The organism is Pedobacter duraquae, from assembly GCF_004362245.1.
Classification (GTDB): domain Bacteria; phylum Bacteroidota; class Bacteroidia; order Sphingobacteriales; family Sphingobacteriaceae; genus Pedobacter; species Pedobacter duraquae.
In genome coordinates, this window is record NZ_SNWM01000002.1 from 1,180,138 (window position 1) to 1,193,879 (window position 13,742).

At 41.5% G+C, this 13,742-nt stretch carries 12 protein-coding genes; 5 read left to right on the plus strand and 7 right to left on the minus strand.

What is annotated here, in order from left to right; translation table 11 throughout:
- Positions 1–23 precede the first annotated feature (23 nt).
- Genes rimO through CLV32_RS11115 form a run of 3 tightly spaced genes read left to right on the plus strand, consistent with a single transcriptional unit; the run spans position 24 to position 4,092 of the window.
- Positions 24–1,358 carry a 30S ribosomal protein S12 methylthiotransferase RimO gene (gene rimO / locus CLV32_RS11105; protein ID WP_133555382.1) on the plus strand — a complete coding sequence of 445 codons (1,335 nt, stop codon included), beginning with the start codon at positions 24–26 and terminating at the stop codon, positions 1,356–1,358.
- Between the two features lie 46 nt (positions 1,359–1,404).
- Positions 1,405–2,994 carry a bacillithiol biosynthesis cysteine-adding enzyme BshC gene (gene bshC / locus CLV32_RS11110; RefSeq protein ID WP_133555384.1) on the plus strand — a complete coding sequence of 530 codons (1,590 nt, stop codon included), beginning with the start codon at positions 1,405–1,407 and terminating at the stop codon, positions 2,992–2,994.
- Between the two features lie 9 nt (positions 2,995–3,003).
- Positions 3,004–4,092 (plus strand): Ldh family oxidoreductase, encoded by a 1,089-nt coding sequence (locus tag CLV32_RS11115; RefSeq protein ID WP_133555385.1) that lies wholly within the window; start codon positions 3,004–3,006, stop codon positions 4,090–4,092.
- Here the strand turns inward: CLV32_RS11115 and lepB are convergent.
- From lepB to CLV32_RS11140, 5 genes are read right to left on the minus strand one after another with little or no spacing between them, the layout of a single operon-like run.
- Positions 4,089–5,288, minus strand: coding sequence for a signal peptidase I (gene lepB / locus CLV32_RS11120; protein WP_133555387.1), 1,200 nt, complete (start codon positions 5,286–5,288; stop codon positions 4,089–4,091). The two genes, CLV32_RS11115 and lepB, sit on opposite strands and share 4 nt — an antisense overlap.
- Before the next feature lie 3 nt (positions 5,289–5,291).
- Positions 5,292–6,035: a 4-hydroxy-tetrahydrodipicolinate reductase gene (gene dapB, locus CLV32_RS11125; RefSeq protein WP_133555389.1), complete on the minus strand. Its 744-nt coding sequence runs from the start codon at positions 6,033–6,035 to the stop codon at positions 5,292–5,294.
- Positions 6,036–6,077: 42 nt separating this feature from the next.
- Positions 6,078–6,707 (minus strand): DUF5683 domain-containing protein, encoded by a 630-nt coding sequence (locus tag CLV32_RS11130; RefSeq protein ID WP_133555391.1) that lies wholly within the window; start codon positions 6,705–6,707, stop codon positions 6,078–6,080.
- Positions 6,707–7,618, minus strand: a complete 912-nt coding sequence (locus CLV32_RS11135; protein ID WP_133555392.1) for a ParB/RepB/Spo0J family partition protein — start codon at positions 7,616–7,618, stop codon at positions 6,707–6,709. Before CLV32_RS11135 ends, CLV32_RS11130 begins: the two co-directional genes overlap by 1 nt.
- An 11-nt stretch (positions 7,619–7,629) precedes the next feature.
- Entirely contained in the window at positions 7,630–8,433 is an 804-nt protein-coding gene (locus CLV32_RS11140) for a ParA family protein (protein WP_133555394.1), read from the minus strand.
- 185 nt (positions 8,434–8,618) lie between these two features.
- On the opposite strand from CLV32_RS11140, the gene CLV32_RS11145 reads away from it, so the two are divergent.
- A complete protein-coding gene (locus CLV32_RS11145; protein WP_133555396.1) occupies positions 8,619–9,140 on the plus strand; it encodes an NADPH-dependent FMN reductase in 522 nt (173 codons plus the stop codon).
- Here CLV32_RS11145 and CLV32_RS11150 read toward each other — a convergent pair whose 3' ends face one another.
- Complete coding sequence (locus CLV32_RS11150) at positions 9,141–9,596, minus strand: substrate-binding domain-containing protein (RefSeq protein WP_133555398.1); 456 nt, start codon at positions 9,594–9,596, stop codon at positions 9,141–9,143.
- A gap of 44 nt (positions 9,597–9,640) precedes the next feature.
- Between CLV32_RS11150 and CLV32_RS11155 the strand changes: the two genes are divergently transcribed.
- Positions 9,641–11,272 carry an ABC transporter substrate-binding protein gene (locus CLV32_RS11155; RefSeq protein ID WP_133555400.1) on the plus strand — a complete coding sequence of 544 codons (1,632 nt, stop codon included), beginning with the start codon at positions 9,641–9,643 and terminating at the stop codon, positions 11,270–11,272.
- A 1-nt stretch (position 11,273) separates the two neighbouring features.
- Here CLV32_RS11155 and CLV32_RS11160 read toward each other — a convergent pair whose 3' ends face one another.
- Positions 11,274–13,688, minus strand: a complete 2,415-nt coding sequence (locus tag CLV32_RS11160) for an outer membrane beta-barrel family protein (RefSeq protein WP_133555402.1) — start codon at positions 13,686–13,688, stop codon at positions 11,274–11,276.
- Positions 13,689–13,742: the final 54 nt, after the last annotated feature.

Genomic DNA, 13,742 nt, shown 5'->3' on the forward strand with positions numbered 1-13,742 from the left:
ACTAATTTCTGAAATACACATACATGAATACCAAAACTGTTTCCAAAATTATTCCGCTTAAAAAACCCAAAGTAAATGTAATTACCCTGGGTTGTTCCAAAAACATCTATGATTCTGAAGTACTGATGGGACAGTTGCGCGGAAATAGCATCGATGTGGTACACGAAGCCAATCAGGTAGGCAAAGACGATATCATCGTGATCAATACCTGCGGATTTATTGACAATGCGAAGCAGGAATCTATCGATACGATTTTACAGTATAGCCAGATGAAAGAAGAAGGCAAGATCTCGAAAGTGATTGTTACCGGATGTCTTTCTGAACGTTATAAACCTGAGCTGGAAGCTGAAATCACCAATGTAGATGCTTTTTTTGGCACCAATGATTTACACAACATTTTGCATTCACTGGATGCCAATTACAAACATGAGCTGATCGGTGAGCGTTTGCTAACCACACCTTCTCATTTTGCTTATTTTAAAATTGCTGAAGGCTGCAACAGACCCTGCTCCTTCTGTGCTATTCCACTGATGCGTGGTAAGCATGTATCAAGAGATATGGCAGAACTCGTTAATGAGGCTAAAATCCTTGCTGCCAATGGAACCAAAGAACTGATTTTAATTGCTCAGGATCTGACATACTACGGTCTTGACATTTATGGCAAACGTAACCTGGATGAATTGCTGAGACGTCTTTCTGATGTTCCCGGAATTGAATGGATTCGCTTACAATACGCTTATCCTTCAGGTTTCCCTATGGAAATCCTGGATGCCATGAATGAGCGCGATAATATCTGTAAGTATCTCGATATGCCCTTACAGCATATCACGGATCGCATGCTGAAATCTATGCGTCGCGGAATTACCAAACAGAAAACAATTGATATCGTAAACCAGATCCGCGATAAGGTACCAGGCATTGCAATGCGGACTACTTTAATTTGCGGATATCCTGGTGAAACAGAAGCAGATTTTGAAGAGATGATGCGTTGGGTTGAAGATACCCGCTTTGACAGACTGGGTTGTTTTACTTATTCTCACGAAGAAAAAACCCATGCATATGATCTGATCGATGATGTCCCTGACGAAGTGAAACAAGAACGTGTAGATGCGATCATGGAGATTCAGCAGGGTATTTCTTTTGATATCAACCAGGAAAAAGTAGGCAATACTTATAAAGTACTTGTTGACAGAAAAGAAGGAAATTATTTTATCGGGCGTACCGAATTTGATTCTCCGGAAGTGGATAATGAAGTCTTGATTGATGCAACTACAGGTTACGCTGCCAACGGGAGCTTTGTAAATGTTAAAATCGACAGGGCTGAAGATTTCGATCTGTATGGACAAATTGTAAAATAAAAATACGGTGCTTAGAATTGATATTTATTAACCTAATTTCGTATCAATGCAGGCGAAATATATTCCTTATCAACAGACCCATGCTTTCTCTACTGTAGTCCTCGACTATATTGAAGGTAAAGAACAATTAAAACCTTTTTATCAGTACAGTACTGATTTCGCCGGCTTTAGGCAGGCTATTGATAACAGGAAGATGCTGGGCGACCGCAGCTTACTAGTTGAGGTGTTGAAGAAGCAATATAAATCGTTAAATACCAGCCCCCTTGTACTTCGTAATATAGAATTACTTGCAGGAGAAAAAACATTTACGATCACTACTGGACATCAGTTAAACCTGTTTACAGGTCCACTTTATTTTATCTATAAAATTGTTACGGCAATCAATCTGGCCAAAGAGTTAAAGACCAAATTCCCTGGATGTGATTTTATCCCGGTATACTGGATGGCTACAGAAGATCACGATTTCGAAGAAATCAACCATGTAAAAGTGGAAGACAAAATGATCACCTGGTTATCGAAATCGACAGGAGCAACAGGAAAAATCAGCACAGCTGATCTTGGTGATGCCTTGAATTCTTACAAAGGTTATCTTGGTATTGGCGGATCGGGGACTAAATTGTCTGAACTTATCGAAGCAGCCTATACCCAACACGCTAATTTAGCTGATGCGACCAGGCATCTCGTTGACGGTCTCTTCAATAAACAGGGACTTGTTTGCATAGATGCAGACGATGCACAGTTAAAAAAGCAATTTGCTCCACTGGTTTATCAGGATATTACAGAACAACATAGCAACGAACTGATCGAGCAGAGTAATACCGCACTGGAAGCTATTGGCTACAAACCTCAGGTAAACCCCAGGGCAATCAATTTCTTTTATATGACCGATGGTCTGCGTGAACGAATCATCGAAGACAGCAACGGCTACGCGGTTAATAATACTGATATTACTTTTACCAAAGAAAGCCTTCAGCAGGAGATTGATCAATATCCAGAACGCTTTAGTCCAAATGTGGTAATGAGACCGGTATATCAGGAAATTATCTTGCCAAACCTCGCTTATATTGGCGGTGGTGCAGAGGTGACTTACTGGCTACAGCTTAAAGCAAACTTCGACTTCTACAAAGTTCCCTATCCTGTTTTATTACTTAGAAACTCCGCACTGATTATTGACCAACGGAGTGAACGGAAGATGCAAATCCTTGCTATCAGTCACAAAAACCTTTTCCATGAAAAGGAAGTGTTGAAAAATGAATGGATTAAGGCACATGTAACAACGTACATTTCTCTTGATGATGAGGCACGTGCGATTCAGGCTGTTTTTGATCAAATCAAACTGAATGCCTATAAGATTGACAAAACGCTTTCCCAGTCGGCAGACGCCGCTAAAACCCGAGCCCTCAAACTCATTACCAACCTTGATAAGAAGATGATGCGGGCGGAGAAAAAGAAACACGTGACTTCTCTAAGCCAGATTGATGGATTAAAAGATAAACTCTTCCCATCAGGAGTATTGCAAGAACGGGTGCTGAATATCGCACCCATGTATATCGCCTACGGTGACGATTTTATAAACGCATTACTTGACACTTTCAAACCACTGGACAATCAGTTTACTGTAGTTTTCGCCAAATAGTTTAAGCTTATGATTTTCTACACATTTACAGAACAGCGTCTGCGCGAGTTTACGGAACAGGTATTTTTAAAAATGGGCTGCCCGGAAGCGGATGCTAAGCTTGCGGCAGATGTTTTGCTGAAATCAGACCTTCGTGGTATTGACTCGCATGGCGTTGCGCGTTTAACCGGCTATGTACGTTTGTGGGAGAAGGAAAGAATTAATGCAAGACCGCAGATTAAAGTGGTACACGAAACTGCAACTACAGCAACAGTAGATGGTGACGCCGGTTTAGGACTTGTGGTAGCTCCATTTGCAATGCAACTGGCGATCGATAAGGCAAAGACTTACGGTAGTGGCTGGGTTGCCGTAAAGAACTCCAATCATTTTGGAATTGCCGGGTACCATTCATTGATGGCTGTAGCAGAAGACATGATTGGAATCAGTATGACCAATGCAAGCCCATTGGTAGCACCAACCTACGCCAACGAGAGACTTTTAGGTACTAATCCCATGTGTTATGCCTTTCCGGCTGGCAAATATCCTCCAGTGGTGGTAGATATGGCTACCGCAGCAGCAGCAAATGGCAAGTTAGAAATCGCACAGCGTGCAAATTCACCTATTCCAGAAGGCTGGGCACAGGATAAAAACGGACAGATGTCAACAGACCCCAATGAACTCAAAGCTGGTGGATCTCTGCTACCATTGGGCAGTGATAAAACCCATGGCAGTCATAAAGGCTATGGGCTAAGTGCCACGGTAGATATTTTATCGGCAGTTCTTTCTGGCGCTAATTATGGCCCCTGGGTTCCTCCTTTTGTAGCTTTTCTTGATCCACCTACAGATCCTGTAGGAGAAGGCATCGGACACTTCTTTGGTGCAATGCGCATTGATGGGTTTCGTCCGGCGCAGGACTTCAAAGACCATCTGGATAATTGGATCGAAAGATTTAAAAGTGCAAAAACGGTCGATCCCGAAAAGCGCGTGATTATACCCGGCGAGCCGGAGTACGCTTTTGAAGCTGAAAGAAGAATCAATGGAATACCATTGATTGAGGCTGTGGTAACAGACCTCAATCAACTGGCAGTAAAAATGGGAATTGAAATTTTAGATGCTTAGTGAATTCCTCTAAGTAATCTATTCCATCTGATCTTACTAAAGAACGACCCATGATCGTTGAAGCTCATCCAGATAAATAATGCTTTTCCTACGACGTGATCTTCGGGTACAAAGCCCCAATAACGTGAATCCAATGAGTTGTGTCTGTTATCACCCATCATCCAATAATAATTCATTTTAAAGGTGTAGCTAGTTGCTTTTTGTCCGTTAATTAACCAGTCGTTACCAGATTTCTCCAGCTTATTACCCTCATAAATCCTGATTGTTCTTTCATATAAAGGCATGTTAACGCTATCCAACTGAACCGTCAATCCTTTTTTGGGAATAGTAATCGGCCCGAAATTGTCTACATTCCAAATCCTGTTTTTATCATGTGGAAAAACCGCCAGATCCTGGTATGTTCCAGGGGCAGTATTTTCCTTCACAGATTCTACATAGTTAAGCTTGCGTACCTGCTCCAGCATTTCGGCTGTACCTGTAAATTCATAAGTATTCGCATCAGAAAGCGCAGTGATGTCTGACTGGATATCGAATCCCATATCGGTAAATACGGCAAAGTTCACATCTGCTGATTTGAACTTCACAGCGTAAGTAATTTGCCCGGTCGGTTTCAACATTTCTGGCTTACCGTTTACAGACACCAACCCATTCTTCATACTAATTACGTCGCCAGCAATACCAATACAACGTTTGATATAGTTTTCTCTTTTATCAACAGGGCGACTGGTAACAGTAAACTGACTGTTTACAGCACTCCATCCCAGGGAACGTACAAGCTCATAATAATTTCTATCCTGTGCCTGCAGGGCTACGGTATCCCCTTCAGGAAAGTTGAATACGACAACATCATTTCTTTTGATGTCGCTCAAGCCTGGTAATCTGCGGTAGTTCCATTGAACACCGTCCCAATATGCTTTTGTACCTGTTATTGGCATGGTGTGGTGTGCAAAAGGAAAAGCAACAGGGGTCATAGGAATACGAGCACCATAATTTACCTTACTCACAAAAAGAAAGTCGCCAACAAGTAACGAACGTTCCATGGATCCTGTGGGAATAGTATAGGCTTCGATAAAGAATACCCTGATAATGGTCGCAGCAACAACAGCAAAAACAATGGCATCCACCCATTCCCTTCCCTTTGTTTTCTTCTTTTTCGGCGTAGTGCTATCTTTCTTTTTCCAGAACTTATAGTTCATATCTTACTTATTAAAATTAAATATATCGGCTATCGTATAAAAGCCCTGTCTGTGTTCCACCCATTCTGCTGCGACAACTGCACCTAATGCAAATCCTGCCCGACTATGTGCAGTATGTTTCAATTCTATATCATCTACTTCAGAGCTGTAGACTACCGTATGTGTTCCAGGTACCTCGCCTATGCGCAATGAGTTAATCAATAGCTGTTCATTTTTTAAGGCAACATCGAATTCTGCTCCCTCTACTTCATTTACCCATTCAGATTTACTGTCCAGGTTATCTATGATACCTTCGGCAATCGTCATTGCTGTTCCACTTGGTGCATCCAGCTTTTGGGTATGGTGAATTTCTTCCACCTGTACATCATATTGCGGGTAGTTGTTCATGATTTTTGCCATCACCTGGTTGACATGAAAAAACAGGTTAACGCCGATACTAAAGTTAGATCCGTACAATAAAGTATGGTTACCGTTTAAGCAATCGTTCTTAACTTCTTGCAATTGACCGTACCACCCAGTGGTGCCTACAACAACAGGTATATTGGCATCAAAACAAGCGTAAATATTGTCTAATGCTGCAGCCGGCGCACTAAAATCTATGGCCACATCTGCTTTGGAAAGATTTGATGCTGTAAGCTCTTCTTTGTTGTCTACATTAATTTTCAGCACTACCTCGTGCCCTCTTTCTACTGCAAAACGCTCTATGATCTGGCCCATTTTGCCATAACCTAACAATGCTAGTTTCATGGTAGTAATTTATAATTTATTTTTAAAGGTCTGCTAATTTTTTCACAGTCTGAAGGAAAGTTTAATTGCTGGCGCAAAAGAAGACTGATAACCATACATGGAGTTGGAATTAATGATCCCTGGCTTGATTCTAAAACCAAGATCATCACCCACGTCGAAGTAATTTAGTCTGGCATCCACATAAGCTTCGATGACCTGAATGGCATAAACACCTACAAGTGAGAACACAATTACGTCCTTATTCCTACGATAAGTGTCTTTGGCGGCCGCGATGCCTGTTGTACCTGAAACCCCATAATATGGGCTTCCGATTACCGGTTTACCACCATTGGCCTGTCTATCTCTAAGTTCCTTCAGATAGATATTATATTGTTTATTATTGGAGATGTAAGAAAGTGCAAGGATTGTTCCTCCGGTATAGATCGCAGCAATTTTTATCCCACGATACAGGTTGATCCCATTCCCATATTGCCCCCATCCCGGGATTATCATCGAGCGAAAAATTGCCTTACGTGCGGCAACCTTCCCCGGGTTGATGTATGTACTTTTTAGGGTGTCTACTTTCTCCAGCCTGGTGCCGGTACTGTCTTTTTTCATCAACACAGCTTCCTGCGCGCGCGCGCCAAAGGCTGCAAAGAACAGACAAACCGATACCCAAAGTGTTCTGGACATTACCAATCTAATAATTCAAGAATTCTGCTCAGATCGTCGTTTGAAACGAAAGGAATCTCAATCGCACCTTTACCATTCTGACCTACTTTAAGTTTTACCTTGGTAGCGAATTTCGATGCCAGATCCCGCTGCAGTTTCTGATATTCCGACGAGTTAGCAGTTTGTTTAATAACGGGTGCAGGCAGAGGCAAAGTATTGAGACTTCTTACAAGCTCTTCCACTTTACGTACAGACAAGCCCTTATCTATAATTTCCTGATGTAGGAAAAGCTGCTTTGAAGTATCCTCAACACTAATTAAAGCACGTGCGTGACCCATGGATATTTTCTGATCACGGATAGAGATCTGAATAGCCGGTGGCAATTTAAGCAGACGCAAGTAATTGGTTACCGTAGACCTGTTTTTACCTACCCGCTCTCCCAGTTGATCCTGTTTAAGGTTACATTCATCAAGCATCCGCTGAAAGCTTAAGGCTACCTCAATAGCATTTAAGTTTTCACGTTGAATATTCTCGATCAACGCCATCTCCAGCATTTGTTGATCATTGGCACCTCTAACGTAGGCTGCAATTTGTGTTAAGCCGGCGAGCTTAGATGCTCTTAGCCTGCGTTCGCCAGAAATCAGCTGATATTTATTAGTTCCGTTTTTGCGTACAGTAATAGGTTGGATCAGACCCTGAACCTTAATCGATTCAGACAATTCATTCAAAGCTACCTGATCAAATTCAGTTCTCGGCTGAAAAGGATTAGTCTCAATGTCTGCAATATTAATCGTTCCGATATGATTTTCAGTACGCTGTTCTGTTTCACTTACCGGATTTACAGTATTCTTGGGTGGATGCGTCGCATCGTTGTCATCCAGGAGTGCGCTCAATCCTCTTCCTAATCCTGTTTTTCGCTGAAAAGACGTCATTCTCTTTAAATTTAAATAGTTGCCGTTGTCAAACCTTCAGTCTCTTTTACCAGACCATTCTTGCGAACGATCTCTCTGGCAAGGTTCAAATAGTTGATTGCACCTTTACAGTTGGCGTCGTGCATAATTACAGATACACCATAACTAGGGGCCTCACTCAAACGGGTGTTACGCTGGATGATCGTTTCAAAAACAAGATCCTGGAAGTGTGTTCTTACTTCATCAACCACCTGGTTAGACAAACGTAAACGCACATCGTACATTGTTAACAGGATACCTTCAATTTCGAGTTCAGGATTTAACCTGGTTTGAACAATTTTGATGGTATTCAACAATTTACCTAGACCTTCCAATGCAAAGTACTCGCATTGTACTGGAATGATCACAGAATCCGCAGCAGTAAGTGCGTTAATTGTAATCAGACCTAACGAAGGTGAACAATCAATGATAATAAAATCATAATCGTCCCTGATCTTAGCCAGCACAGCTTTCATTTTATACTCGCGACTGTTCAGGTTGATCATCTCAATCTCGGCTCCAACCAGATCAATGTGAGCAGGTAAAAGGTCTAAATTCGGGGTTTCAGTTTTTTGGATAGCTTCTGAAGGCTCAATATCGTTGATGATACATTCGTAAATGCTATTTTTTATATTCCGTGGATCGAAACCGATACCCGACGTGGAGTTCGCCTGAGGATCTGCATCAACCAACAAAGTTCTGTATTCTAATACGGCTAAACTTGCGGCTAAATTGATTGCTGAAGTAGTTTTACCTACACCACCTTTCTGATTTGCCAATGCAATAATTTTACTCATCTATCTTCTTAAAAATTATCAATTAATTATCTGAGGCTTCTTTTTTGTAGCTGATTTTATGTTTAAAAATGCTATTTTTGTATCTATTCAGGCACTTTTTAACAGTTAGCTAAGATACGAACTAAAAGGCAATTTTAGCAGGAATGGTTCAACTGTTTTAAACATCTTATTAACAATCCGGATACATGATAACCATTATTTCAGGCACCAACAGACCCAATAGTAATACGCTGAAAGTAGCAAAATATTATCAGAAGGCTTTACAGCTTAAAGGCGTGACGTCCAATATCCTGAGCATGGAGTCACTCCCCGCCACACTGATCGCCTCTGATCTATATGGCAACCGCAGCAATGAGTTTGCTGCTATCCAGGAATTGGTTACCGCAAGCACGAAATTCCTGTTTGTGATTCCAGAATACAATGGGAGTTTCCCGGGCGTCCTAAAAACCTTTATTGATGCCTGTGATTTCCCAGATAGTTTTTATGATAAGAAAGCTGCCTTAACAGGTATTTCATCCGGAAAGTACGGAAACATCCGGGGTATTGATCATTTTTCGGGAATTTGCGGGTACTTACATTTGAACGTACTGCCATTAAGACTCCATATTCCAGCGATAAAAACTGAGTTTGATGAGCATGGTGATTTCTTTAAGGAAGACACCTTAAAGTTTACAAATGATCAGATCGATAAGTTTATTGCTTTTTAATCAGACCCCAAAACCGGTCCAGGTAACTCCTTCATTACCAAAAACGAAATAACCAGGATATAGCATCTCCGCAAGATCCTCCAATGCTGCCACCATGCCTGCAGGATCAGTATCATCAAGCTGATGATCATCAAACAGATAAACCCTGTTGTAGGTTACCGCCGGCCATTCGCTGCTCAGCATCGCCGGTACCACGCCCATCATTTCAAGCATGCCGACCCCAGCTTCCTGATAAATCAAAACTTTTGCTTCAAATGGATCGATCTGCATAATTCCACCGGCAGCCTCTATCAAAGTCTTTAAGCTACCGCTGATCTCATTATCAGTAGTCAGACAAATTACGGGCACCTTATCCATAAACTTGATCTTATGCTGGATGATATCTACCCGTTCCTGAAGCTCCTCACGCAAAACCTCGTCAGTCACATTATTTATCACCTCATTTAAAAAAGACATACTGATTATTTATTACTTTGTGCAAAATTACTATTCCTGAACAGATGAACCGTATTATTCCACATATTTTTTGGGGATTCCTGATGCTGGGCCTTGCCGGTTGCAGCAGATCATCAGATACCGGCAATAAAAAAGTATTCAATTTCAATATCGACCAGAACCTGACTTCCATGGATCCGGCTTTTGCCCGAAACCAGAATGCGGTATGGATGATTAACCAGATCTACAACGGACTGGTGCAGATCGACAGCAACCTGAACACTATGCCTTGCATTGCAAAATCCTGGGAAATAGCACACAATGGAATGGAATACACCTTTCATCTGCGTAATGATGTATATTTCCAGGACGACCCACTCTTCAAGAATGGAAAAGGACGTAAGGTAGTCGCAGCAGATTTCACGTATAGCTTCTACCGCCTGATCGACCCCAGAGTTGCGTCTTCCGGAGGATGGATATTTAGCGACAAAGTAAAAGACCAGCGGAGCTTTGAGGCTGTAAACGACAGCACATTCACGATCCACCTTACAAAACCATTTCCCGCTTTCATGAAACTACTTACTCATCAATATTGTTCGGTGGTACCAAAAGAAGTGGTAGAGCACTATGGCAAGGATTTCAGGAGTCACCCGGTAGGCACGGGCCCTTTCAGGCTTAAACACTGGAAAGAAGATGAGATCCTTGTACTTTTAAAAAATGAGCATTATTGGGAAAAGGACGGTAATCATCAGCTACCCTATCTTGATGCCGTTAAAGTAACTTTCATCACCGATAAACAGAGCGCCTTTATGAATTTTCTAAAAAAGGAACTGGACTTTTTTGATAAGGTTGACGGGAGTTATCGCGATGATATCCTGACCAAGAGCGGTAAGATGACTGCTAAGTACAAGGGCAAATTCCAACTCACCAAAAAACCATATCTCTGCACAGAATATATTGGTATATTGGTGGATACCTCCAAGAGCAATGTTAAGCATTCGCCGCTGAGGATTAAAAAAATAAGGCAGGCAATTCAATATGCGATAGACAAACCAAAGCTGATCAAATACCTTAGAAATGGTATCGGTATTCCAGGAACTTCAGGATTTATGCCCGCGGGTATGCCCGGTTTCGACAGCACCATTGTTAAAGGCTATCACTATAATCCTGCTAAAGCGGCACAGTTGCTTGCCGAAGCTGGATATCCTAACGGCAAAGGAATGCCACAGATCATATTGAGCACATCTACTACCTATAAAGACCTGATTGAATTTGTCCAAAATGAACTTGCCGCTATCGGTATTCCAGTAAAAGTTGATGTTACCCCTACCGCCAGTTTAAGAGAGCTGATGTCAAAAAATGCAGTAAACTTTTTCAGGGGATCCTGGATAGCCGACTATCCGGATGCAGAGAATTATCTGGCCGTGTTTTATTCGCACAATAAGGTTCCATTGGGGCCTAACTATACCGGATATTTTAATGCAGCATACGACCGTTTATTTGAACAGAGCTATTACGAGGCCGATGCTAAAAAACGCTATGCGCTTTACCAGCAAATGGACAATATGGTTATGGAGAATGGGAATATGATTCCTTTGTTTTATGATGAGAGTGTGGTGATGTTGCAGAACAACATCACCGGTTACCCTCAAAACCCTTTAAATCTGATGATCTTAAAAAGAGTACAGAAGAAATAGGTTATTTACCCTGGCCGCCCATTTGGCCACCTTGTTGCTGCTCACCTTGTTTTAAGTCGTCGTTAGTGATTTTCTTTTTCTTAGGCTGTGCATTGTAATTGATCTTGCCGAAGTTGTAGCTGAAATTCAAACCGAATGAACGGATCGGATAGTAGACGTTTGTGCTTTGCACGAAACTTGGGCTACTGTTTTTGTTTTCAATATGCAAATCACGAGCAAAGATGTTGAATACATTGATACCCACAGTTGCTTTCTTCTTCATGATGTCTTTTTTAAGCGCAGCACCGTAAAAAGCCATCGCACCACTTGTGCCCTGGAAGCTTCTTCTTTTACCATTATAAACCCCAAAGACCTCTGTGTTCCACCCACCTGTAAAAGCGATTGCCGAGCGCATAAATGCAGTATAGTTAGCGTAAACGCCAGTGCTCACCTGAGTATCAGGATTAATTACCTCATATGAGTTGATGCTGAAGTTCCCCATTAACGTCCATTTTGGCAATGGGTTATAGGAAGCAAAAACATTAGATCCGTACGATTTACTTGTACCGACGTTAAAATAAGTAGTTAATTTTTGCGCTGGAGTAAATACGCTTTCGATTACATCTTTTGTGTTTCTATAGTATACTGAAGCATTAATTACAGATCCTTTAATATAAGTGGAGTAACTTAACTCCATCAGATCGGTAAGTTCCGGACTTAATGCAGGGTTACCTCTGCGCTGATTTTCAGGGTCACTATCGTCAAGGAACGGGTTCAAATAAAACAAGCTTGGACGTTGCATCCTTCTGTTATAACTCAGCTTTAAACTGGTCATTTGAGACAATGCCTGAGATACGATTACACTTGGAAAAAGATTGAAGTAATCGTTTTTAAAATTAAGACTGGAACCTGCAACACCACTGATGTCGGTATATTCTGCACGCAAACCACCTTTAACACTTGTTGCTTTGGCTACTTTGAAACTTAATACACCATACGCGGCACCAACATTCTGATCATAGTCGAAGTTTTGGTTGGTATTCTGATACTTACTTTCTATCGTTCTGAAAACACCTTTTAATCCTGTTTCCAAAATTACTGTTTTCGAAAACGGATAGGTATAATCCCCCTGTGCTGTGTATTCGTTGTTCTTACCTGTGTTGTTACCCAGGATAGTTACCGTTGGCAATGTTGCAAATACGTTTCTTGTATTGAAGTCATTGGTATTTCTACCGAATGATGCCTGTCCTGAGATCGCGAGTTCTTCGCCTTCTTTTTTAGTTGTTCTCCTGTAATCTGCACTCCAGTCAACATTACTCATCGACCCTTCGTTCTTGGTGATCCGTTCATAGTTTGTTGTTCCGGCAGGTGCAGTGCTAATTACGTTTAGTGAACCATCAGAACCGTTCTCAAATTTATTGAACTTGATATTAGTGGAGAAGCTATTGTAGTTGTTAAAGTCATAATCGGCACCAACGCTTCCGTTATAACCCCATCTTTTTGCTTTTGTATAACCATCTTGTGTAAGAATTGTATTTTGAGCGATGTTCTGGTTGAGGATGCTGATTCTGGTATCCTGAGGTATTGCATACTGTACACCTACATTACTGGTAAATCCTAGACGACCTTGTTTGGCATTCAGACTAAAAGTACCATTGTTTTGACGGGTACCTGCAGATGCATTTACAGATCCATTTACCCCTTGAGCTGTTTTTTTCTTTGTAATGATGTTGATGATACCACCAGATCCCTCTGCATCATATTTTGCCGAAGGGCTGGTAATTACTTCAATACTCTTAATCTGCTCCGCAGGAATCATTTTTAATGCATCAGCAACGCTGTTTGCCATGGTCCCTGAAGGCTTGCCATTGATCAGTACACGGACTTGAGAACTTCCTCTTAAAGATACGTTCCCGTCCATATCTACTGATAACATCGGTACTTTACGCATTACATCACCTGCCGTTCCGCCTGCGATGGTTACATCCTGCTCAGCGTTGTAAACAAGCTTATCGATCTTATTTTCTACCAATGCTTTCTGGCCTGTAATCTGCACTTCCTGAAGATCATTTGAAGATGGTGACAGATAAATTGTTCCTGCATTGAGGTCTGGCTTTTCAGGTGTTGTTTTTACCAGTACTGTTTTGTTTTTATAACCCACAAAGCCTATAGACAGCTTATATTGATCTGGTGAAACATTCTGAATCGAGATCTTTCCTTTTTCGTCAGTCAGGCCACCGTTAACTGATTTATTATCCTTAACACGGATTAGAGATGCACTCGCATAATCAACAGGTTTTTTTGTTACCGAGTCTAATATCAATGCCGAAATCCTTCCGGTCACCGTTACTTTAGTGGTACCTCCTCCTACTCCAAATTGCGCTTTAGCAGTCGCAATACTGAACAGGGCCACACACAATAGTATCATTCGTTTCATAATCGATTTGTATAATTTACTGAGATTAGTCTGTGCAAGGTCGTTTTTGTTACA